This is a genomic window from Pseudomonas sp. FW215-R2 (assembly GCF_058789255.1).
Map to the genome: position 1 here is coordinate 119928 of NZ_JBYTBO010000015.1, position 24922 is coordinate 144849.

6 protein-coding genes (1 of these 6 running past the window's edge) are annotated in these 24922 nt (G+C 63.0%); 4 read left to right on the top strand and 2 right to left on the bottom strand.

The window, feature by feature from the left end:
- From AC3WRD_RS20635 to AC3WRD_RS20650, 4 genes are all read left to right on the top strand, one after another.
- Positions 1 to 4103, top strand: the end of a protein-coding gene (locus AC3WRD_RS20635) for a non-ribosomal peptide synthetase (protein WP_102650859.1). The gene continues 12166 nt to the left of window position 1, outside the view; 4103 of the gene's 16269 nt are visible here — the last part of the coding sequence; its start codon lies off the left edge, out of view; it ends in the stop codon at positions 4101 to 4103.
- Positions 4100 to 18748, top strand: a complete 14649-nt coding sequence (locus AC3WRD_RS20640) for a non-ribosomal peptide synthetase (protein WP_102622128.1) — start codon at positions 4100 to 4102, stop codon at positions 18746 to 18748. Before AC3WRD_RS20635 ends, AC3WRD_RS20640 begins: the two co-directional genes overlap by 4 nt.
- Before the next feature lie 66 nt (positions 18749 to 18814).
- Positions 18815 to 19963 carry a macrolide transporter subunit MacA gene (gene macA, locus AC3WRD_RS20645; RefSeq protein ID WP_102622127.1) on the top strand — a complete coding sequence of 383 codons (1149 nt, stop codon included), beginning with the start codon at positions 18815 to 18817 and terminating at the stop codon, positions 19961 to 19963.
- 2 nt (positions 19964 to 19965) lie between these two features.
- Positions 19966 to 21924, top strand: a complete 1959-nt coding sequence (locus tag AC3WRD_RS20650; protein WP_102622126.1) for a MacB family efflux pump subunit — start codon at positions 19966 to 19968, stop codon at positions 21922 to 21924.
- Positions 21925 to 21988: 64 nt separating this feature from the next.
- Here AC3WRD_RS20650 and AC3WRD_RS20655 read toward each other — a convergent pair whose 3' ends face one another.
- Together AC3WRD_RS20655 and glcF are read right to left on the bottom strand one after the other, a co-directional pair.
- On the bottom strand, positions 21989 to 22762 hold the full coding sequence (locus tag AC3WRD_RS20655) for a helix-turn-helix transcriptional regulator (protein ID WP_102622135.1): 774 nt from the start codon (positions 22760 to 22762) through the stop codon (positions 21989 to 21991).
- Between the two features lie 924 nt (positions 22763 to 23686).
- Complete coding sequence (gene glcF / locus AC3WRD_RS20660) at positions 23687 to 24919, bottom strand: glycolate oxidase subunit GlcF (protein WP_102622125.1); 1233 nt, start codon at positions 24917 to 24919, stop codon at positions 23687 to 23689.
- Between the last annotated feature and the right edge of the window lie 3 nt (positions 24920 to 24922).

Here is a 24922-nt window from a genome sequence, read left to right on the forward strand (position 1 = left end):
CCACGGTCGACAGCACGGTGTGGACGCTGGAGCCTTCGATGCCGGTGCCGGACAGCGCGTTGCCGATCGGGCGGCCGATCAACAACACTCGTCTTTATGTACTCGACGCCGCCGAACAGCCGGTGCCGATGGGCGTCATCGGTCAATTGTTCATTGGTGGTGCCGGGGTTGCGCGGGGCTATCTGGGGTTGCCGCAGTTGATGGCGGAACGGTTTATCCCGAGCCCGTTCGTGGCCGGCGATCGGCTGTACGCCACGGGCGACCTGGTGCGCTACCGCGCCGATGGCCAGCTCGAATTCATCGGGCGCAACGACTTCCAGGTCAAACTGCGTGGCTTGCGCCTGGAGTTGGGTGAAATCGAAGCGCAACTGCTCAGCCATCCGGCGCTGCGTGAAGCCGTGGTGCTGGTGCGTGAGGAGCGTCTGGTGGCGTACTTCACCTGGCACGCCGAGGCCGGGCAGCCGGGGATCGAGACGTTGCGCGAACACTTGCTCGCACGCTTGCCCGATTACATGGTGCCGTCAGCCTTTGTCGCACTCGACAGCCTGCCGCTGAGCCCCAATGGCAAGGTGGATCGCAAGGCGCTGCCGGCCCCCGGTGCCGAGTCGGTGCTGGTGCGTGAATACGAGCCTCCCGTCGGTGAGACCGAAGTCGCCCTGGCCCGGTTGTGGGCCGAGGTGTTGAAGGTGGAGCGGGTCGGACGTCACGATCACTTCTTCGAACTGGGCGGTCACTCGCTGCTGGCGGTGAGCCTGATCGAGCGCATGCGCCAGATCGGGCTGAGCACCGATGTGCGTGTGCTGTTCAGTCAACCCACCCTGGCCGCGCTGGCTGCCGCCGTGGGCAGCGGGCGGGAAATCGAAGTGCCGGCCAACCGTATCGCAGCCAATTGCACCCGCATCACCCCGGACATGCTGACGCTGGTGACACTGGATCAGGCCGCCATCGAGCGCGTCGTGTCCAGCGTGCCGGGTGGCGTCGCCAACGTGCAGGACATCTATCCGCTGGCGCCGTTGCAGGAAGGCATTCTTTACCACCACCTGAGTGCGGGAGAAGGCGATCCCTACCTGCTGCAATCGCGACTGGCGTTCGACAGCCTTGAACGTCTGCAGCGTTTCCGTGCGGCGTTGCAACACGTCATCGACCGCCATGACGTGCTGCGTACCGGTGTGGTGTGGGAAGGCTTGAGCGTGCCGGTGCAGGTCGTGTGGCGCCAAGCTGAACTCGTGGTGCAGGAGGTTTCGCTCGATCCTGCGGCCGGCGACATCCTTGAACAACTGCACACCCGGTTCGATGCCCGGCATTACCGTCTCGACATCGCCCAGGCACCGTTGCTGCGACTGGTGTATGCCCGTGATCCGGCCCGTGGCCGGGTGGTGGCGATGCTGCTGTTCCATCACATCGTGCTCGACCACACCGCGCTGGAAGTGGTGCGCCACGAAATGCAGGCGTACCTGCGCGGGGCTGATGAGCCGTTGCCGACGGCGGTGCCGTACCGCAACTACGTGGCGCAGGCGCGTCTGGGCGTTTCGGAATCGGAGCACGAGGCGTTTTTCCGCGACATGCTCAGCGATATCGACGAGCCGACCCTGCCGTTCAGCCTGCGCGATGTGCGCGGCGACGGAAGCGGTATCGAGGAAGTGCAGCAGGCGCTCGACAACGGCCTGAACCTGCGCCTGCGCAGTAAGGCGCGGCAGATGGGCATCAGCGTGGCCAGCCTGTTCCACCTTGCGTGGGCCCAGGTATTGGCGGCGACTTCCGGGCAGGACAATGTGGTGTTCGGCACCGTGCTGATGGGCCGGATGCAGGGCGGCCAGGGCGCCGACCGTGCGCTGGGCATGTTCATCAACACCTTGCCGTTGCGGGTCGATCTGGGCGAGACCCCGGTGCGCGAGGCGGTCAAGGCGACGCATCAGCGTCTCACCGCACTGTTGGGGCATGAGCATGCTTCGCTGGCACTGGCACAGCGTTGCAGCGGGATTGCGGCGCCGTCGCCGTTGTTCAGCGCGATGCTCAACTATCGGCACAGCCACGGTTCAGAGCATTCGGACAGTGTGGTTCAGGCCTGGCAGGGCATCGAGACCCTGAGCAGTGAAGAGCGCACCAACTACCCGCTGAGCCTGAACGTCGATGACCTGGGCAACGGTTTCTCGCTGATAGCCATGGTGCCGACGGACATCGGCGCGCAGCGGATTTGCGGTTACATGCAAACAGCGTTGTTGGCATTGGTGGAGGCGCTGGAACAGGCACCGACGCAGGCAATGAATCGCTTGCTGATTCTTGAGGGAGCAGAGCGGCAGCGGCTGTTGTTCGATTTCAACGCTACTGATGTTGGTTATGACCTTCAGCAAAGCATCCACGGTTTGTTCGAGGCGCAGGTCTTGCGCACGCCGCAGGCTGTGGCGGTGCTCTCAGGCGAGCAGCGGCTGAGCTATGCCGAGCTGAACGCTCGGGCCAACCGTTTGGCGCATCACCTGCGCGGACTGGGCGTTGGCCCGGATGCGCGGGTGGCGATCTGCGTCGAGCGGGGGCTGGAGATGGTGGTCGGGTTGCTGGCGATTCTGAAGGCCGGCGGCGGTTATGTGCCGCTGGATCCGGCGTATCCGCTGGAGCGTCTGGCTTACATGCTGGAGGACAGTGCACCGTTGGCGGTGCTGGTGCAGGGTTCGACTCGCGCCTTGCTGGGTGAGGTCGCGGTGCCGGTGGTCGATCTGGATCACCAGAATTGGCAATCACAGTCGTCCGATAACCCTTCGGTCGATGATCTGACCCCGCAGCATACGGCGTATGTGATCTACACCTCGGGCTCCACCGGTCAGCCGAAAGGCGTGATCAACGAGCATTCCGGGGTGGTTAACCGCTTGCTGTGGATGCAGGACGCTTATCGTCTGACGGCTGAAGATTCAGTGCTGCAAAAGACTCCGTTCAGCTTCGACGTGTCGGTCTGGGAATTCTTCTGGCCGTTGATGACCGGCGCCCGACTGGTGATGGCGCGTCCGGGCGGCCACAAGGATCCGCTCTACCTGAGCGAAGTGATCGAGCGCGAACGCATCACCACGCTGCACTTCGTGCCGTCGATGCTCGACGTGTTCCTCGCTCACGGTGACACCGCACGTTGCAACGGTTTGCGTCAGGTGATGTGCAGCGGTGAAGCGTTGCCGGGCAGTCTGGTGCGGCGCTTCAAGCAGCAATTACCGGGCAGCGGCTTGCACAACCTGTACGGCCCGACCGAAGCGGCAGTGGACGTTACCGCGTGGGATTGCGCCGGGCCCATCGACACCACGCCGGACAACACGCCGATCGGCAAACCGATCGCCAACACGCGCATGTACATCCTCGATGCCCAGCAACAACCGGTGCCGCAAGGCGTGGTCGGCGAGCTGTACATCGGCGGGGTGCAAGTGGCGCGGGGTTACCTGAACCGTCCTGACCTCAGCGCCGAACGTTTCCTTCAGGATCCATTTCAGCCGAACGGCCGGATGTACCGTACCGGCGACGTCGCCCGTTATCTGGCCGACGGCAACATCGAATACCTGGGTCGCAACGACGATCAGGTGAAGATCCGTGGCCTGCGCATCGAACTCGGTGAAATCCAGTCACGCCTGACCGACATCGGCGGTGTGCAGGAAGCGGCGGTGCTGGCCCGAGAAGATGTGCCGGGAGACAAACGCCTGGTGGCCTATTACACCGGCGCACGACTGGAAATCGACGTGCTGCGCGGTCACTTGCTCGAGCACCTGCCGGATTACATGGTGCCGGCGGTATTCGTGCACCTGGATGCGCTGCCACTGAGCCCCAACGGCAAACTCGACCGCAAGGCACTGCCGGCACCCGATCAAGCGTCTGTGATCACTCGCGAATACGAAGCCCCGGTGGGCGAAGTGGAAATTCTCCTCGCCGGGCTCTGGGCCGAATTGCTCAACGTGGAACGGGTAGGGCGGCACGACAACTTTTTTGAACTGGGCGGACACTCATTGCTGGCGGTCAGTCTGATCGGCCGGTTACGTCAGGAAGGCATGGAAGCCGAAGTCAGGGCGTTGTTCGAACAACCGACCCTGGCCGGTTACGCCGCAATTACGGAAAGAATGGAGATCGTCCTGTGAACGTGATCGAACTGTTGGCAACACTCAAGGCTAAAGACATCCAGTTGGCGGTCACCGACGACCAGTTGCGCGTACAGGGCAACAAACAGGCGCTGAGCGATCCGGCGGTGCTGGCGCTGTTGCGCGAGCACAAACCGGCGCTGATCGAACTGATCAAGGCCGGGCAATATTCAGCGACCAAGAGCGGTCAGGTCGATGTGCCGGCCAATGGCATTGCACCCGGCACCACGCGCATCACCCCGGCGATGCTGACCCTGGCCGAACTCGATCAGGCGGCCATCGACCGTCTGGTCGCCGACGTGCCGGGCGGCGCGGCCAATGTGCAGGATATCTATCCGCTGGCGCCGTTGCAGGAAGGCATTCTTTACCACCATGTCAGCGCCACGCAGGGTGATCCCTATGTGATGCAGGCGCATTTCGCCTTTGCCGATCGCGGGCGCTTGAGCGCTTTTGTCCAGGCTTTGCAGGCTGTGATCGATCGCCACGACATCCTCCGTACGGCAGTGGTCTGGGAGGGGCTGGATACGCCGCAGCAAATGGTCTGGCGTCAGGCCGAATTGCCGGTGGAAGAGATCGATGCCGAAGGCGATGCGCTGGCGTACTTGCACGAGCGTTTCGACGCCCGGGAATTCCGTATGGACGTGAGCCGGGCGCCGATGATGCGTCTGGCCCATGCGTGGGACGACGCCGGGCAACGGGTGGTCGCGACGCTGCTGTTTCATCACATGGCGCTGGATCACTCGGCGCTCGACGTGGTGCGCCATGAGATGCGCGCGTTCCTTACGGGGCAGGGCAATCTACTGGGGCGGCCGGTCGCGTTTCGTGACTACGTGGCACAGGCGCGGCTGGGTGTCAGCGAAACCGAGCACGAGGCGTTCTTTCGCGACATGCTCGGCGATATCGACGAGCCGACCTTGCCGTTCGGTTTGCAGGATGTGCAGGGTGACGGGCACGGCATCACCGAGCTGAGTGTGCCGGTCGAACCGGCCTTGGGGCAGCGTTTGCGGGGGCAGGCGCGGCAGCTCGGGGTGAGCGCGGCCAGTCTGTTTCACCTGGCCTGGGCGCAGGTGCTGGCCACACTCGCCGGCAAGCAGCGCGTGGTGTTCGGCACAGTGTTGATGGGCCGCCTGCAAGGTGCCGAGGCCACCGACCGGGCGCTGGGTATCTTCATCAACACCTTGCCGGTGCGGGTGGACGTCGATACTCAGAGCGTGCGCAACGCCGTGCAGGCGACCCACGCGCGCCTGACCACGCTGATGCGTCATGAACACGCGCCGCTGGCGCTGGCCCAGCGCTGCAGCAGCGTGGCTGCGCCGACGCCGCTGTTCAGCGCCTTGCTCAATTACCGCCACAGCCATGGCGCGGCATCGGCGAGTGCACAAACCCTGTCCGCATGGGAAGGCATCACCACCCTGCACTCGGAAGAGCGCACCAATTATCCGCTGACCCTGAGTATCGATGACTTGGGTGATGCCTTCAGCCTGACCCTGCTCGCCACTACTGAAGTCGACCCGCAACGGGTATGCGATTACATGCTCGGTGCCCTGAGCGGTCTGGTGTCTGCGCTGGAGCAGGCACCGGATTCGCCGATCAGCCAGGTGCCGATCCTGCCGGACGCCGAGCGCGAGCAGATCCTGCGCGGCTTCAATGCGACCCAGGCCGACTACCCGCAAGGGCTGACCATTCATCAGCGTTTCGAGGCGCAAGTCATCGAGCGGCCGGAAGCGGTGGCGGCGGTGTTCCTCGGTGAACAAGTGACCTATGCCGAGCTGAACCAGCACGCCAATGCACTGGCCCATCATCTGATCAGCCTGGGCGTTCGCCCCGATGATCGCGTGGCCATCGTCGCCCGCCGAGGGTTGGATACGCTGGCCGGGCTGCTGGCGATTCTCAAGGCCGGGGCCGGCTACGTACCGGTTGACCCGGCGCATCCCGCCGAACGCTTGAGCTATCTGCTCAGCGACAGCGCCCCGGTGGTGGTGCTGACCCAGAGCGATCTGCGTGATCGACTGCCGACGCTGGACGTCCCGGTGATCGACCTCGACCGCCGTACCTGGCCACTGAGTCTGGCCCTCGATCCGCAGGTGCCGGGGTTGACCACCGAGCATCTGGCCTACGTGATCTACACCTCGGGTTCGACCGGTCTGCCCAAGGGCGTGATGGTCGAACACCGCACCTTGTCCAACCTCGTCGACTGGCATTGCGGCGCGTTCGATCTGTGCGCCGGCCGCCACACTTCAAGCCTTGCCGGGTTCGGCTTCGACGCCATGGCCTGGGAAGTCTGGCCGGCGTTGTGTGCCGGTGCGACCCTGCATCTGGCCCCGGCCCGCGACGGCAACGAAGACATCGATGCCTTGCTCGATTGGTGGCGCGCGCAGCCGCTGGATGTGAGCTTTTTGCCAACGCCAGTGGCCGAATACGCCTTCAGTCAAAACCTCGAACACCCGACCTTGCGCACGCTGCTGATCGGCGGGGATCGCTTGCGGCAGTTCAGCCGTCACCAGCATTTCGACGTGATCAACAACTACGGCCCGACTGAAGCCACGGTGGTGGCGACCTCGGGCAAGATCGAGGCCGGGCAGACGCTGCACATCGGTCGGCCGGTGAGCAATGCCACGGTGTATCTGCTGGATGAGCAGCAACGTCCGGTGCCCATCGGGGTAGCGGGGGAGTTGTATGTCGGTGGCGCCGGGGTTGCCCGGGGTTATCTGAACCGTCCCGAGTTGACGGCCGAACGCTTTCTCGACGATCCATTCAACAGCGGGCGCATGTACCGCACCGGTGACCTGGCGCGCTGGCAGGACGACGGCACCCTCGAATACCTGGGACGCAACGATGATCAGGTGAAAATTCGCGGCGTGCGCATTGAACTGGGCGAGATTGAAACCCGGCTCAACCAGCTTCCCGGTATCCAGGAAGCAGTATTGCTGGCCCGCGAAGATGAACCCGGTCAGCCGCGCCTCGTCGCCTATTACACCGAACAGGCTCAGGTCGAACCGCAACCGGTGGCTGAGCTGCGCGCCTGCCTGCTGGCGCAATTGCCCGAGTACATGGTGCCGTCGGCGTTCGTGCGACTGGATGCGCTGCCGCTGACCGCCAACGGCAAAGTCGACCGTAAAGCCTTGCCGGCGCCGGACCGCGCGGCGCTGTTCACCCGTCATTACGAAGCACCGCAAGGCGAACTGGAAACCGCGTTGGCGCGGATCTGGGGCGAAGTGCTGCAGGTCGAGCGTGTCGGGCGGCGGGACCACTTTTTCGAGCTGGGTGGCCACTCGCTGCTGGCGATGCGCATGGTGTCTCAGGTTCGCCAACGCCTGGGCGTCGAGCTGGCGCTTAGTGAACTGTTTGCCAATGCCGAGCTGTCAGCGGTCGCAGAAGTGCTGGCCCAGGCCGGGCGCAGTTCGCAACCGGCGATGGTGCCGGTGCCTCGTGACGGCGCGCTGCCGCTGTCGTTCGCCCAGCAACGGTTGTGGTTTTTGGCGCGTATGGAAGGAGTCAACACCGCCTACAACATTCCGTTGGGCCTGCGCCTGCGCGGTGATCTCGAGGAGGCGGCGCTGCAACAGGCACTGGCCCGGATCGTCGACCGCCACGAAACCCTGCGCAGCCGTTTTGTCCCGCACAACGATGAGGTGCAGGTGATGATCGCGGCGGTCGACAGCGGCATGCTGCTGCGGGTCGAGGATCTGCGTCAGCATCCACACGCCGACGAAGCCTTGCAGGCGTTGATCCGTGAACAGGCCTCGACCCCGTTCGATTTGCAGAACGATCCGTTGATTCGCGGGCGTCTGGTCCGGCTGGCCGACGATCACCATGTGTTGCTGCTGACCTTGCACCACATCATCTCCGATGGCTGGTCGATGGGCGTGCTGACCCGTGAACTGATGGCGCTGTATCAGGCTTACAGCCATGGCGAGGCCGATCCGCTGCCGCCACTGGCGCTGCAATACGCCGACTACGCGACCTGGCAACGGCGCTGGTTGAGCGGTGAAGTGCTGCAGCGTCAGAGCGATTACTGGCAGCAGAATCTGGCGGGGGCCCCGACCTTGCTGGTGCTGCCGACCGACCGTCCGCGTCCGGCGCAACAGGATTACACCGGCAGCAGCGTCGAGTTCCGGCTCGGCGAACCGCTGAGCGCCGGGCTCAAGGCGCTGAGCCAGCGGCACGGCGTGACGATGTACATGACGATGGTGAGCGCCTGGGCGTTGTTGCTCAGTCGCTTGTCCGGCCAGTCCGACGTGGTGGTGGGTTCGCCGATTGCCAACCGTGGTCGGGCGGAAATCGAAGGGCTGATCGGGTTGTTCATCAATACCCTGGCCCTGCGGATCGATACATCCGGTGGGCTCAGCGTCGAGGCGTTGCTGGCCCGGGTCAAGGCGTGCACGCTGCAAGCCCAGGCCCATCAGGATCTGCCCTTCGAGCAGGTGGTGGAAGTCACCCGGCCGGCGCGCAGTCTTTCCCACAGTCCGTTGTTCCAGACCACCCTGAGCTGGGAAAACAGCGTGGGGCCGGAGCTGGCTCTGGGTGATCTGGCGCTGGAAAACGTGGCCGGTCCGGCTCAGTTTGCCAAGTTCGACCTGTCGCTGACCCTGGGTGAAACCCGCAGCGGAATTCGCGGAGCGCTGGAATACGCCACGGCGTTGTTCGATGAGTCGACGATCCAGCGTTATGTCGGCTACTTCCAGCAACTGCTGCATGCAATGGTCACCAACGATCAGGCGGAGCTGGAACAGCTCGATATGGTTCAGGCCCACGAGCGTGAACAGTTGCTCGTCACGTTCAACGACACGCACACGGCGTTTGTGTCGGGGCTGACCATTGCGCAGCGATTCGAGGCACAAGTGATCGAGCGGCCCGAGGCGGTTGCGGCGGTCAGTCAGGGGCAGGCGTTGTCCTTTGCCGAGCTGAACCGACAGGCCAACACTCTGGCTCATCACCTGATCGGGCTGGGCGTTCGCCCTGACGATCGCGTGGCCATCGTCGCCCGGTGCGGGCTCGACACACTGGTCGGGCTGGTGGCCATTCTCAAGGCCGGCGCCGGTTATGTGCCGGTGGATCCGGCGCACCCGGCGGAGCGTTTGCACTATCTGCTGAGCGACAGTGCGCCCGTGGCGGTGCTGTGCCTGAGTGATTTGCGTGAACGCTTGCCGGCGCTTGATGTTCCGGTGATCGATCTGGATTTGCGTACCTGGCCGGACAACGAGACCGGTAATCCGCAGGTGCCTGGCATGACCAGCGAACACCTGGCCTACGTCATCTACACCTCGGGCTCCACCGGTTTGCCCAAGGGCGTGATGGTCGAACACCACACCTTGAGCAACCTCGTCGATTGGCACTGCAAGGCTTTCGACCTGTGCGCCGGGCGCCACACGTCGAGCCTTGCCGGTTTCGGCTTCGACGCCATGGCCTGGGAAGTCTGGCCGGCCTTGTGTGCCGGCGCGACCCTGCATCTGGCGCCGGCCCGCGACGGCAGCGAAGACGTGGATGCGTTGCTCGACTGGTGGCGCGCGCAGCCGCTGGACGTGAGCTTCTTGCCGACACCGGTGGCCGAATACGCCTTCAGCCAGAACCTTGAACACCCGACCCTGCGCACGCTGCTGATCGGCGGCGACCGTTTGCGTCAGTTCAACCGCCATCAGTCGTTCGATGTGGTCAACAACTACGGCCCGACCGAGGCCACGGTGGTCGCCACCTCGGGCATTGTCGAAGCGGGGCAGGCGCTGCACATCGGCAAACCGATCGCCAACGCGACGGTGTACCTGCTCGATGAACAGCAGCGCCCGGTACCTGTCGGCGTGGCGGGGGAGCTGTATGTGGGTGGCGCCGGTGTGGCCCGGGGCTACCTGAATCGTGCGGATCTGACCCAAGAACGTTTCCTGCGTGACCCGTTCAATCACGGCCGGATGTACCGCACAGGTGATCTGGCGCGCTGGCGCGCCGACGGTTCCATCGAGTATCTGGGGCGCAACGACGATCAGGTGAAAATCCGTGGCGTTCGGGTCGAGCTGGGCGAAATCGAAACCCGCCTCAATCAGTTGCTCGGCATTCAGGAAGCGGTGCTGGTGGCCCGCGAAGACGAGCCCGGCCAGGTGCGGCTGGTGGCGTATTTCACCGAGCAGGCACAGGTCGAGCCGTTGGCCGTGGCCGAACTGCGGGCACACCTGTTGACCCAGTTGCCGGAATACATGGTGCCGGCGGCCTTCGTCAGACTCGACGCGCTGCCGCTGACCGCCAACGGCAAGGTCGACCGCAAGGCCTTGCCAATGCCGGATCGCAGCGCCTTGTTCACCCGCGACTATCAAGCACCGCAAGGTGAACTGGAAACCACTCTGGCGCAGATCTGGGCCGACGTGCTGCAAGTTGAGCAGGTCGGACGTCAGGATCACTTTTTCGAGCTGGGCGGTCATTCGTTGCTGGCGATGCGCATGCTGTCTCAGGTGCGCCAGCGGCTGGGGGTGGAACTGACGCTCGCTGAGCTGTTCGCCAATGCCGAGCTGTCAGCGGTCGCCGAGGTGCTGGCCCAGGCCGGGCGCTGCACGCAACCGGCGATCATGCCGGCGCCGCGGGACGGCGCGCTGCCGTTGTCGTTCGCTCAACAACGGTTGTGGTTCATGGCGCAACTGGAAGGCGCCAACACCGCCTACAACATTCCCCTCGGCCTGCGCCTGCGCGGTCGCCTCGACGAAACCGCCCTGCAACGAGCACTGGCGCGGATCGTTGAGCGTCACGAAACCCTGCGCAGCCGCTTCGCCCAGTTCAACGATGAAGCCCAGGTGCTGATCGCGCCGCTCGACAGCGGTGTGCTGCTGCGGGTCGAAGATTTGCGCCACCACCCGCAAGCCGACGACGCCTTGCTCGCGCTGATTCAGGGTGAAGCCTCGGGGCCGTTCGATTTGCAGGACGACCCGTTGATTCGCGGGCGTCTGGTGCGACTCGCCGATGATCATCATGTGTTGCTGCTGACCCTGCACCACATCATCTCCGATGGCTGGTCGATGGGCGTCCTGACCCGCGAATTGATGGTGCTGTATCAGGCGTTCAGCCATGGCGAGGCCGATCCGCTGCCGCCGTTGGCGTTGCAATACACCGATTACGCCGTGTGGCAGCGCCGCTGGTTGAGCGGTGAAGTCTTGCAGCGTCAGAGCGATTTCTGGCAGCAGACCCTGGCCGGTGCGCCGGCCTTGCTGATGTTGCCGACCGACCGTCCACGCCCGGCCCAGCAGGATTACGCTGGCAGCAGTGTCGACATCCGGCTGGATGAGCGTTTGAGCGCCGGGCTCAAGGCGCTGTGCCAACGCCACGGCGTGACGCCTTACATGGCGGTGATGAGTGCGTGGGCGATGTTGCTCGGTCGCTTGTCCGGCCAATCGGACGTAGTGATCGGGTCGCCCGTCGCCAACCGCAACCGGGCGGAAATCGAAGGGCTGATCGGATTGTTCGTCAACACGCTTGCGCTGCGCATCGATACTTCGGGTGCGCTCAGCGTCGAAGCGTTGCTGGCGCGAGTCAAGGCGTGCACGCTTGAGGCGCAGGCCCATCAGGACCTGCCGTTCGAACAGGTGGTGGAAATCACCCGGCCGGTGCGCAGCCTGTCACACAGCCCGTTGTTCCAGACATTGTTGAGCTGGGACAGTGGCAGCGGTGCGACGCTGGCTCTCGGTGACCTGACGCTGGAAGGCGTGGCCGAGCCGAGCCATTTCGCCAAGTTCGACCTGTCGCTGACGTTGGGCGAGGCCCAAGGTGTGATCCGGGGTTCGCTGGAATACGCCACGGCGTTGTTCGATGAGTCGACGATCCAGCGTTATGCCGGTTACTTGCAGCAGTTGTTGCAGGCCATGGTCAGCAACGATCAGGCGTTGCTGGAGCAGGTCGATGTGCTGGCGGAGGATGAGCGTCGGCACTTGCTGCATGACTTCAATGCCACTGACGTTGATTACGATCTGGAGCAGAGCATCCACGGTCTGTTCGAAGCGCAGGTCTTGCGCACGCCGCAGGCTGTGGCGGTGCTCTCAGGCGAACAGCGGCTGAGCTATGCCGAGCTGAACGCTCGGGCCAACCGTTTGGCGCATCACTTGCGCGGCTTGGGTGTTGGCCCGGATGCGCGGGTGGCGATCTGCGTCGAGCGCGGGCTGGAAATGGTGGTCGGGTTGCTGGCGATTCTGAAGGCCGGCGGCGGTTATGTGCCGCTGGATCCGGCGTATCCGCTGGAACGTCTGGCTTACATGCTGGAGGACAGCGCACCGTTGGCAGTGCTGGTGCAGGGTTCGACCCGCGAACTGTTGGGTGAGGTGTCGGTGCCGGTGGTCGATCTGGATCACAACACCTGGCAATCGCTGTCGGCCGAAAACCTTTCCGTTGATGGACTGACCCCGCAACACACCGCCTACGTGATCTACACCTCGGGCTCCACCGGTCAGCCGAAAGGTGTGATCAACGAGCATTCCGGTGTGGTCAACCGCTTGCTGTGGATGCAGGACGCTTATCGCCTGACGGCTGAGGACGTGGTGCTGCAGAAAACCCCGTTCAGTTTCGACGTCTCGGTCTGGGAGTTCTTCTGGCCGTTGATGACCGGCGCCCGACTGGTGATGGCGCGTCCGGGCGGCCACAAGGATCCGCTGTATCTGAGCGAAGTGATCGAACGCGAGCAGATCACCACGCTGCACTTTGTGCCGTCGATGCTCGACGTGTTCCTCGCTCACGGTGACACCGCACATTGCAACGGTTTGCGTCAGGTGATGTGCAGCGGTGAAGCGTTGCCGGGCAGTCTGGTACGGCGCTTCAAGCAGCAATTGCCGAACAGTGGTTTGCACAACCTGTACGGCCCGACCGAAGCGGCAGTGGACGTTACCGCATGGGATTGCGCCGGGCCGTTGGAGCTAACGCCAGACAACACGCCCATCGGCAAACCGATCGCCAACACCCATATGTACATCCTCGATGCCCAGCAGCAACCGGTGCCGCAAGGCGTGGTCGGCGAGTTGTACATCGGGGGTGTGCAAGTGGCTCGCGGTTATCTGAACCGGCCCGAGTTGAGCGCCGAGCGTTTCCTGAACGATCCATTCCAGCCGAACGGCAGGATGTACCGCACCGGCGACGTCGCCCGTTATCTGGCCGATGGCAACATCGAATACCTGGGCCGCAACGACGATCAGGTGAAGATCCGTGGCCTGCGCATCGAACTCGGGGAAATCCAGTCACGCCTGACCGACATCGGCGGCGTGCAGGAAGCGGCAGTGCTGGCCCGCGAAGACGTGCCGGGAGACAAGCGCCTTGTCGCCTACTACACCGGCGCCCGTCTGGAAATCGACCTGCTGCGCAGTCAACTGCTGGAGCACCTGCCGGATTACATGGTGCCCGCAGTGTTCGTGCATCTGGACGCTCTGCCGCTGAGCCCCAACGGCAAACTCGACCGCAAAGCCTTGCCGATGCCGGATCAGGCCTCGGTGATCACTCGCGAGTACGAAGCGCCCGTCGGCGAGGTGGAAATTCTCCTCGCAGGGTTGTGGGCCGAACTGCTCAAGGTGGAGCGAGTAGGGCGCCACGACAACTTCTTCGAACTGGGCGGACACTCGCTGATGGCAGTCAACCTGGTGGCGCGGATGCGCCACGTCGGGCTGACGGCTGATGTGCGTGTGCTGTTCAGCCAGCCGACGCTCGCCGCACTGGCCGCCGCGGTCGGCGATGAGACGGAGAGCGAAATTCCGGCCAACCGGATTGCACCGGACTGCAAACACATCACCCCGGACATGCTGCCACTGGTTGCACTGGATCAGCCCGCCATCGACCGCATTGTCGCCAGCATTCCCGGCGGCGCAGCGAACGTGCAGGACATTTATCCGTTGGCGCCGTTGCAGGCCGGCATTCTGTTCCATCACTTGTCGGCACCCCAGGGCGATCCGTATGTGTTGCAGGCGCAGTTCGCCTTTGCCAATGAGTCACGCCTGAGGGTGTTCGCTGAAGCCTTGCAGGCCGTGATCGAGCGCCATGACATCCTGCGCACGTCGCTGTTCTGGGACGGTCTGCAAGAGCCGGTGCAAGTGGTCTGGCGTCAGGCGTCGCTGGTGTGTGAAACGGTGGAGCTGGATGCTGGCGAAACTGATGCACTCGATCAGTTGCGCAGTCGGTTCGATACCCGGCAATACCGCATGGCCGTCACACAGGCGCCATTGATGCGAGTGGTGCACGGCTGGGACGCGGTCAATCGGCGCGTGGTGGCGCTGCTGCTGTTCCATCACCTGGTCATGGACCACATTGCGCTCGAGGTACTGCGCCACGAGATGCAGGCAGTCCTGCTCGGCCAGGTGCGGCAACTGGCCGAACCGGTGCCTTATCGCACCTATGTCGCCCGTACTCGCTCGGGGCTGAGCGAAGAGGAACATGAGACGTTCTTCCGTGACATGCTCGGCGATATCGACGAACCGACCCTGCCGTATGGCCAGAGTTCTGTCGCGGACAGCGGTAACGGGCATGCGCAGCGGCTGCTGAACACCGCGCTGAGCCAGCGGGTCAGGGCCAAGGCCAGGCGCCTGGGCATCAGCGCCGCCAGCCTGATGCACCTGGCCTGGGCCAGCGTGCTGGGGCAACTGTCGGGGCGTGAAAACGTGGTGTTCGGCACCGTCATGCTCGGCCGGTTGCACGGCGGTGAAGGTGCCGAACGGGCGCTGGGCGTGTTCATCAACACGCTGCCGTTGCGCATCGATCTGGACGGGCAATCGGTGAAAGAAGCGGCGCTGGCAACCCATCAGCGCTTGAACCGCTTGCTGCATCACGAACACGCGCCGCTGGCGCTGGTGCAACGTTGCAGCGCCATGGCCCCGGGGTCGCCGCTGTTCAATGCGTTGTTCAATTACCGCCACAGTGGCGGCGGGGGCACGCCGTCCGACGAAGTCGTGGCGGCATGGCAGGGCATGCAGTTGCTCAATGCCGAAGAACACAGCAACTACCGCCTGAGCCTGAGCGTCGATGACCTGGGCGAAGACTTCAGCCTGACCGCGTTGACCACGTCCGGGATCGACGCCGAGCGGATCTGCGACTACATGGATCTTGCGGTCGACAGCTTGTTGCAGACGCTGGAGCGGACGCCGCAACTGGGCATCGATCAGTTGTCGATCCTGCCGCGGGATGAGCGGCGGCAACTGCTGGTCGAGTTCAACGCCACTCAACGGGATTACCCGGCGACGTTGACGGTTCATCGTCTGTTCGAACAGCAGGTGACGAAGCATCCGCAAGCGGTGGCAGCCGTGCATGGTGCGCTATCGCTGAGCTACTTTGAGTTGAATGAGCGGGCCAATCGCCTGGCCCATCACTTGATCGGCCAAGGTGTGCAACCGGGCGATCACGTGGCGATCCTGCTGCCACGCTCGCTGGATCTGCTGATCGCGCAACTGGCCATCGGCAAGTGCGCGGCGGCGTATGTGCCGCTGGACATTAACGCCCCGTCCGAGCGTCAGGCGTTCATGGTTGAGGATTGCGGGGCGAAAGCGCTGTTGACCTTCAGCACTGAAACGGTTGATTACGCCGTACGCCGGATCGATCTGGATGTGCTGAGGCTTGATGCGCAACCGACGCACAACCCGGATCTGTCGCAGTCTTCCGAATCCGTGGCCTACATCATGTACACCTCCGGTTCCACCGGCACGCCGAAGGGGGTGATGGTGCCGCACCGGGCGATCGGTCGACTGGTGATCAACAACGGCTACGCGGATTTCAATGCGCAGGACCGTGTGGCGTTCGCCTCCAACCCGGCGTTCGACGCCAGCACCATGGATGTCTGGGGGCCGCTGCTCAATGGCGGGCGAGTGGTGGTAATCGATCACGCGACCTTGCTCGATCCACAAGCCTTTGGACGTGAACTGGCCAACACCGGTGCGACGATCCTGTTTGTCACCACCGCGCTGTTCAACCAGTACGTGCAACTGATTCCCGAAGTCCTCAAAGGCTTGCGTATTGTGCTGTGCGGTGGCGAACGCGCCGACCCGGCCGCCTTCCGCCGCTTGCTCGCCGAGGCGCCGGACCTGCGCATCGTCCACTGCTACGGCCCGACCGAAACCACTACCTACGCGACTACTTTCGAAGTGCGCGAAGTGGCGGACGATGCCGACAGCGTGCCGATTGGCGGCCCGATCTCCAACACCCAGGTCTATGTACTCGATGCCCGCCAGCAACCGGTACCGATGGGCGTCATCGGCGAGCTGTACATCGGTGGGCAAGGTGTGGCGTTGGGCTATTTGAATCGCCCGGATCTGACCGCCGAAAAATTCCTGCAAGACCCGTTCGGCGATCAACCGGGCGCCTTGCTGTACCGCACCGGCGACCTCGCACGCTGGCTGGCACCGGGGCAACTGGAATGCATCGGCCGCAACGACGATCAGGTGAAGATCCGTGGCTTCCGCATCGAACTGGGAGAGATCGAAAACCGCCTGCTGAACTGCGAAGGGGTCAAGGAGGCCATCGTGCTGGCCCGTCAGGACGGCCAGGAACCTTTGCGCCTGGTGGCGTATTTCACCGCTGAAGAGGGCGTCGACAGCGCCAGCCTGCGCAGCCAATTGCAGGCACGCCTGCCGGAATACATGGTGCCGTCGGCCTGGGTGCAACTCGACGCGTTGCCGCTGAACAACAACGGCAAGGTCGACCGCAAGGCGTTGCCAGTTCCGGCACAGGACGCACTACTCAGTCGTACCTATGAAGCCCCGGCCAATCCGCTCGAGGAATCTCTGGCGCTGTTGTGGGCCGAGGTATTGCAGGTCGAGCAGGTTGGTCGTCACGACAACTTCTTCGAGCTGGGCGGGCATTCGTTGCTGGCGATTCGTCTGGTCAACCTGATGCAACAGAACGGCCTGGAGGTGACGCTGGCCGAGCTGTTCCAGCACGCCAGCATCGAGTCGCTCGGCACGTTGCTCAGCCAGCGCACAGGCGCAGAACAGCAGGATGACGGGCTGGTCGTGGTGCGGGCTGGTGGCGCAGACACGCCGTTGTTCCTGATGCATGAGTTCAGCGGAATGGACGCTTACTTCCCGGCGCTGGGCCTGCACATCGAGGGCGATTTCCCGATCTACGGGCTGCCGGGCATTCCGTTCGGCAAGGCACCGCTGCGCACCATGGAATGCCTGGCGGCACGCATGGTGGAGATCATCCGCTCGGTGCAGCCGCAAGGGCCTTATCGCCTGGCCGGCTGGTCGTTCGGCGGGGTGCTGGCCTATGAAGTGGCGATGCAGTTGCTCGGCATGGATGAGACGGTAGCGTTCGTTGGCCTGATCGACAGTTTCGTGCCGCGCCTGACCGATCAGGGCAAGGCGCGCTGGAGCGACGAGCATGCGCACAAGCGCCAGCTGTTGCAGCACTGCACGATGTACCGGGCCTCTCTTGGAAACGCGGGACAAGCCGCACTGGCGCATCTGGCAGTGTTGCAGACCGAGTTGGAGCAGATCGACTTCCAGCCGCTGTTACAGCGCTGCCGGGAGGAGCAATTGCTGCACCCGGACATGGCCGCCGCCGAGCCTCAAGACCTCTGGCACTACCTCGACCGCGAGGTCGCCCACGGGCATGCGCTGGCGCATTACCGGATCAATCCATTGGGTATCCCGTTGCATCTGTTCCGGGCCCAGGAGCATCCGACAGAGCTGTCTCGTCGTCATCCTACCCTGGGCTGGGCGGACGAGGTGCCGGCCACGCTCCTGCATTGCATCGACGTGCCGGGCGATCACCAGAGCATGATGCAGGCACCGCATGTGCACGTGCTCGGTCAGGCGCTCAGTCAGGCATTGCAGGCGTCGGCGATGGTCGAATCCCGGGCGTATCAGCCGTTGTTGACGATCCAGACCGGCTACACCGGGCACGCGCCGATTTTCTGTGTGCCGGGGGCCGGTGACAGTGTCACCGGGTTTATCCATCTGACCGAGGCGCTGGGGCCGGAGTGGCCGATTTACGGGCTTCAACCCCGAGGCCTAGACGGCGCGACGGTGCCGCACAGTCGGGTCGAAAGCGCTGCCACGTTCTACCTGCGGGCGCTTGAGCAGTTGTACCCGCAAGGGCCGGTGCATCTGATCGGGCATTCGTTCGGTGGCTGGGTGGCGTACGCCATGGCGGCGCAGTTGCAGGCTGCGGGGCGCGAGGTGGCATCCCTGACCCTGATCGACAGCGAATCGCCGGGCGGCAACAGCGTGGTGGGCAAGCCTTACACCACCACGGCAGCGCTGCTGCGACTGATCGAGTCGCTGCAACTGTCCAGCGGCAAGTCTTTGGGCATCGATGCGCTGGCCTTCGCCGAAGCCGACGACACCACGCAAATGCGCCTGCTGCATGACGGGATGGTGCACGCGGGTGTGCTGTCTGAACGTGCGTCAACCGATGCGATGCAGGGCCCGGTGCGCACGTTCGCCACCGCGCTGCGCACGGTCTATCGACCGGCTCTGGCCTACACCGGGCCGGTGCGTCTGGCGTTGGTGGACGACCCGACGCTGGACGCCTCGGGCAACCAGCGCGAACAGGTTGCAATGCTCGAAGGCTGGCAGCGCGAGGCCAGGGATCTGGCGGTGTGGTACGGCCCTGGCAACCACTTCACGATTCTCAAGGCGCCCAACGTCTTCAGTCTCGCGGCGTGGTGGCATGACGGGTTGACGGTGGCGGCTGGCCAAGTGTTGTCCTGATTGAAGTCTTTATCCTGGAACCCGGCCGCTGGCCGGGCTCAACCCTGAACGGAATTGTGGTCATTTATGGAACAGTCGAAGTTGCGCAAAGTCGGTCTGGGAATCGCGTTGACGCTGGTGGCCGGGTTGGTCTTCTACACGGTGCAGGCACCGGCCGAAGCACCGCAATACCTGACCGCCACGGTCGAACGCGGTGACATTGAAAACGCAGTGTTGGCCACCGGTTTGCTGGAGGGCATCAAACAGGTGGATGTTGGTGCTCAGGTCTCGGGGCAGTTGAAGTCGCTCAAGGTCAAGGTCGGCGACAAGGTCAAGAAAGGCCAGTGGCTGGCGGAGATCGACCCGTTGGTGCTGCAGAACACCCTGCGTCAGGCTCAGGTCGATGAGGAAAACCTGCAAGCCCAGCGCCGGGCGACTCAGGCTCAGGTCAGGCAGACCAAGGCGATCTACGAGCGCTATCAAAATCTGCAGGAGGACGCCTCGATCTCGCGGCAGGATTTTGAAACCGCGCAATCGAACTACGAAGTGCAGCAGGCCAATCTGTTGTCGCTGGATGCGCAGATCAAGAGCGCGCATATCCAGATCGACACGGCCAAGGTCAACCTGGCCTACACGCGGATCATCGCGCCCATCGACGGCGATGTGGTGGGCATCGTGACTCAGGAAGGCCAGACTGTGATTGCCAACCAACTGGCGCCGATCCTGCTGAAGCTGGCGGATCTGGACACCATGACCGTCAAGGCTCAGGTGTCGGAGGCGGATGTCATTCACATCGCGCCGGGGCAGGAGGTTTATTTCACCATTCTGGGCGAGGACAAACGTTATTACGGCAAGCTGCGCGGCACTGAACCCGCGCCGCAGAACTTCCTCGAAACCCCGCCCGCCGGCACGCCGAAACAGAACACGGCGGTGTTCTACAACGCGCTGTTCGAGGTGCCGAACCCCGATCACCGCTTGCGCATTTCCATGACGGCCCAGGTGCGGGTGGTGCTCGACACCGCCAAATCGGTGTTGACGATTCCGGTGGCCGCGCTGGGCCCGCGCAACAACGATGGCAGTTTTCCGGTGCGGGTGCTGGACGCCAAGGGCCAGGCGCAGTCGCGCAACGTACAGACCGGGATCAACAACAACGTCAAGGTGCAGGTCAACGGCGGTCTGGCCGAAGGTGACCGGGTGGTGATCGGTGATCCGGTGTCGAAAGTGGCAGGGGCATGAGCATGACCGAACCTCTGCTGCAACTGACCGGCATCAGCCGCAGTTTTACCGCGGGCGACCGTGAATTTCTGGCGCTGAAGAATATCGACCTGACGATCAATGCCGGGGAAATGGTGGCGATCATCGGTGCCTCGGGCTCCGGCAAATCAACCCTGATGAACCTCCTCGGCTGCCTCGACTACGCCACGGCCGGCAGCTACAAGATCAACGGCCGGGAAACCCGTGATCTGGATAATCAGGCGCTGGCCGAACTGCGCCGCGACTATTTCGGTTTCATCTTCCAGCGCTACCACCTGCTGCCGCATCTGAGTGCGATGCACAACGTCGAAATGCCGGCGATCTACGCCGGCACACCGGAACCGCAGCGTCATGCCCGGGCCCGTGAGCTGCTGGCACGACTGGGGCTGGAAGGGCACCTGACTCATCGTCCGAGCCAACTGTCGGGCGGTCAGCAGCAGCGCGTCAGTATCGCCCGGGCCTTGATGAACGGCGGCGAAGTGATCCTCGCCGATGAGCCCACCGGCGCACTCGACACCACCAGTGGCAAAGAGGTGATGCGTATTTTGCTGGAGCTGCACGCCGCCGGGCACACGGTGATTCTGGTGACCCACGACCCCAAGGTTGCGGCCAACGCCGAGCGCATCATCGAAGTCAGCGACGGCGAAATCCTCAGCGACCGCTGCAACGAGCGCGACACCACGGCGCTGACCAATGAGGACGCAGTGCCGCCCAAGTCCACGGCGGCGCGGCGTCTGGTGGCCAGCCTCGGGTTGTTCAAGGAAGCGTTCAACATGGCCTGGGTCGCACTGATCTCCCATCGGATGCGCACCTTGCTGACCATGCTCGGGATCGTCATCGGCATCACCTCGGTGGTGTCGATTTCGGCCATCGGCGAAGGGGCCAAGCGCTATGTCTTGAAAGACATCCAGGCCATCGGCAGCAACACCATCGATATCTATTCCGGCACCAGTTTCGGCGATAGCCGTTCGGCGGCCATCGAAACCCTGGTGCCGGCGGATGTGACGGCGCTCAATCAGCTGTACTACGTCGACAGTGCCACGCCGGTGGTCGGGCGCAATCTGTTGCTGCGTTACCGCAACATCGACCTCGATGCGCAGGTCAACGGCGTCAGCGATCTGTACTTCCAGGTGCGCGGGATCAAGATGGAGTCGGGCATCCCGTTCAGTGAAAGCGATGCAAGGCGTCAGGCGCAAGTGGTGGTGATCGATCACAACACCCGCCATAGATTGTTCGGCGAAGGGGTTGATCCGCTGGGGCAGGTGATCCTGATCGGTAACCTGCCGTGCACCGTGATCGGTGTGGCGGCGGAGAACAAGAACATCTTCTCGTCGAGCAAGTCGCTCAACGTCTGGGTGCCCTATGAAACCGCCGCCGGCCGACTGTTGGGCCAGCGTTATCTGGACAGCATCAGTGTGCGGATCAAGGACGGCCAGCCGAGCAAGGTGGTGGAAGACAACGTCAACAAGCTGATGCTGCAACGCCACGGCACCAAGGATTTCTTCACCAACAACCTCGACAGCGTGATGCAGACCGTACAGAAAACCAGCCGCTCACTGGCCTTGCTGTTGTCGCTGATTGCGGTGATTTCGCTGGTGGTAGGCGGCATCGGCGTGATGAACATCATGCTGGTGTCGGTCACCGAGCGTACCCGTGAAATCGGCATCCGCATGGCGGTCGGGGCTCGGCAGTCGGACATTCGCCAGCAGTTTCTGGTGGAGGCGGTGATGGTCTGCCTGCTGGGTGGCGCCATCGGTATCTCGTTGAGTTACGCCATCGGCCACCTGTTCTCGCTGTTCATCAAGGAATGGGAAATGGTGTTCTCGCTGACCTCGGTGCTCACTGCTGTGCTTTGCTCGACCCTGATCGGTATCGTGTTCGGCTTCGTGCCGGCGCGCAATGCGTCGCGGCTCGATCCGATCGAGGCGTTGGCCCGGGATTGAAACGGGCGCAAAAAAAACCGCCATCCTTTGCAGGAGGGCGGTTTCGTTACAGGCGTGTGAACCGTCAGGCAGCGTTCGACGGGCCGCAGGCTGCGGGGCAGTCCTTTGGCGAGTACATCCAGCGCATCAGCGAGTGACGGCCGCTGATACCCAGTTTGATCGCGGCGCGTTTGAGGTAGCTCTCCACGGTGTTGACCTTCAGTTGCAACTGCTCGGCCAGTTCTGGCGCGGTGCGCCCGGCGAGCAGGCCGACACACACTTCCATTTCGCGGTTCGACAGGCTCAGCCCCAGTTGCTCCACGCGCTCGCAAAAGCGCAGGCGCAGGGTTTCCAGGCCCAGCAGGGTTGAGTCCGATTGCTCCTGAGATTGTCCCTGGGCGTCAGTGTTCGCCGGTTGCAGGGCGTTGATGTGTTTCTCGACCATCGGCAGTAGCACCGGAGAAATGTCCTGCAACAAACTGCGCTCGTGGGCGGAAAAGCGTTTTGACGGGCCGCACCGGTAAACCGAGATCACATAGCGGTAACCGTCCTTGCGCCGGGTCAGATGCAATTGCGAGGCGTCGGTGACCGTCGGGGGTTCGGGAGTGGGCAATTCATTGGCACTCGGCAGAGTGCTCAACTCGGAATACACCGTTTCAGCCAGCAAGGATGCTTCCTTGACGCATTCGGGCTCACTGCGCGGCTGTGCGCGTCCGACCGGTTCCACGCGCATCTGCCGGATGTGCGTGGCGTCCACCGCCAGTTGGGTCAGGATCAGGTCGTGCAGCATCCGTGGGAAATGTCGGCTGCCAGTGCTGGCGATGACCTTGCCAATGTGAGGAAACAGCTGTGAGTTCATGTCGTTCATCCATGAGTTGCAGTGTGGTACTCGTGTTCCTGAACCACCGGAAAACAGCTCCATGCCCGGCGACAGCGAATCAGGAAATTGGATCCTATCCTAGTACAACGTTTCAGCGACGGTTTAATGAAGGGGCTATTAGCTCATAACTGACGGTGAGGGGGATGTCGGGATGACAGGTGTCAGCGAAATGCCTTACAGCTGAGTAGGGATGTTTTTATAAAAATCCTACAAGTGACAGTATTTAAAAACAAAAAAAGCCCGTTTCAGCCGAAGCCAAAACGGGCTTTTTCCCTCATAGACAACCGTTACTTCAGGTTGTCAAAGTGGTCTCGCAGGAACTCGTAAAAGCGAAACGCTTGAAACGATCTCCATACGAGGCTCAGCGTACGCAGCAAAAGCTTCATACGTTTTGGCCTCCAGGTCGGGGGCCAAACCTCCAGCGCACTTACCGGACCATGTGTGCCTTCGGACATGCACGTCAATGTTGTCCATGAGGCGGCCGGTTGTGATCCCTCCGAGCCATCATTCCGGCACGGGTGCAAAACCGTGTCGAAGGGCATGAAACCGTTATGGTTCCAGCCAAACCTCACGGATGCACTGGCGAGTGAGCGTCGGCATATTAACTTGTCTTGTGGCGTGATTCTGAGGATCCCGGGCAAAGACTTGATGAGTTTTGTAATTCGTTATTTCTGTCAGTATGTTTTTGCGGGTTAAAGACTTGCCAGGGTTGACCTTGGCTTCACATAACGTCATTCAACACTCACAAAATCACGTTGCAACGAGTACCAAAGATTAATAGTATTCCCGCACGTCAGTGTTGTCCGTGAGACACCAGGCCCCAGCCGCAAACTGAGGTCTACCGAAAAACCGCCCCGCAAAGGCGGTTTTTTTTCGCCCATCGTTTGCCCCCTGCCAGCAATCCTACGCCTCGCTCACCAAGGGCAACCCTGCATCCACCAGCTCGATCCAGTGCTTGACCGGCGTGCGTCCCGCGCCGTCGAGGTGGGCCTGGCAGCCGATATTGGCGGTGGCGATGATGTCCGGATGGTCGCTTTCCAGGGCGTTGAGCTTTTGGTCGCGCAGTTGCCGGGCCAGCGCCGGTTGGGTTATCGAATAGGTGCCCGCCGAGCCGCAGCACAGATGGGCGTCCGGCACGGTCGTGAGGTTGAAGCCCAATCGGGTCAGCACCGACTCCACCGCGCCGCCGAGTTTCTGTGCGTGTTGCAAGGTACAGGGGCAGTGGAAAGCCAAGCGCTGATCGGCATGAATACCTAGGGACTCGAGCGGTTCCTCACGCAACACTTCCACCAGATCTTTCGCCAGCGCACTCACGGTTTTCGCCTTTTCGGCATAGGCCGGATCGGTGCACAGCAAGTGTCCGTAATCCTTGATGAACGCGCCGCAACCGCTGGCGGTCTGCACGATGGCTTCGGCGCCTTGTTCGATGGCCGGCCACCACGCATCGATGTTCTGGCGGGCGCGGTCAAGTCCGGTGGCCTGGGCGTCGAGGTGATAGTCCACGGCGCCACAACAGCCGGCCTTTCGCGCCGGTGTAATGCTGATCCCCAATCGATCCAGCACCCGTGCTGCCGCCGCGTTGGTATTGGGCGACAAACCCGGTTGCACGCAGCCTTCGAGCATCAGCACCTGGCGGGCATGTCGCGTTACCGGGCGGGGTGCGATTGCAGAGGTGCTGCGCGGCAGTTTGGCTTGCAGGGTATTGGGCAACAGCACACGGAAGATCTGGCCAGCGCTGACCAGTCCTTTGAACAGTCCGGGATTCGGTGCCACACCACGTAAACCTGCCCGCAACACACGTTGACCAATGGGGCGCGGCACAGCGGCATCAACCACGGCGCGGCCGATGTCGAGCAGGTTGTGATAGTCCACGCCCGAGGGGCAGGTGGTTTCGCAATTGCGGCAGGACAGGCAACGATCCAGGTGCAGCTGGGTCTTGCGGGTAACTTCGTTGCCTTCCAGCACCTGTTTGATCAGGTAGATGCGACCCCGTGGGCCGTCGAGTTCATCGCCGAGCAACTGATAGGTCGGGCAGGTCGCGTTGCAGAAGCCGCAATGCACGCAAGTGCGCAGGATGCTTTCGGCTTCTTCGGCGCGAGGCAGTTGCCGGGCTTCTTCGCTGAGAGTGGTTTGCATGGC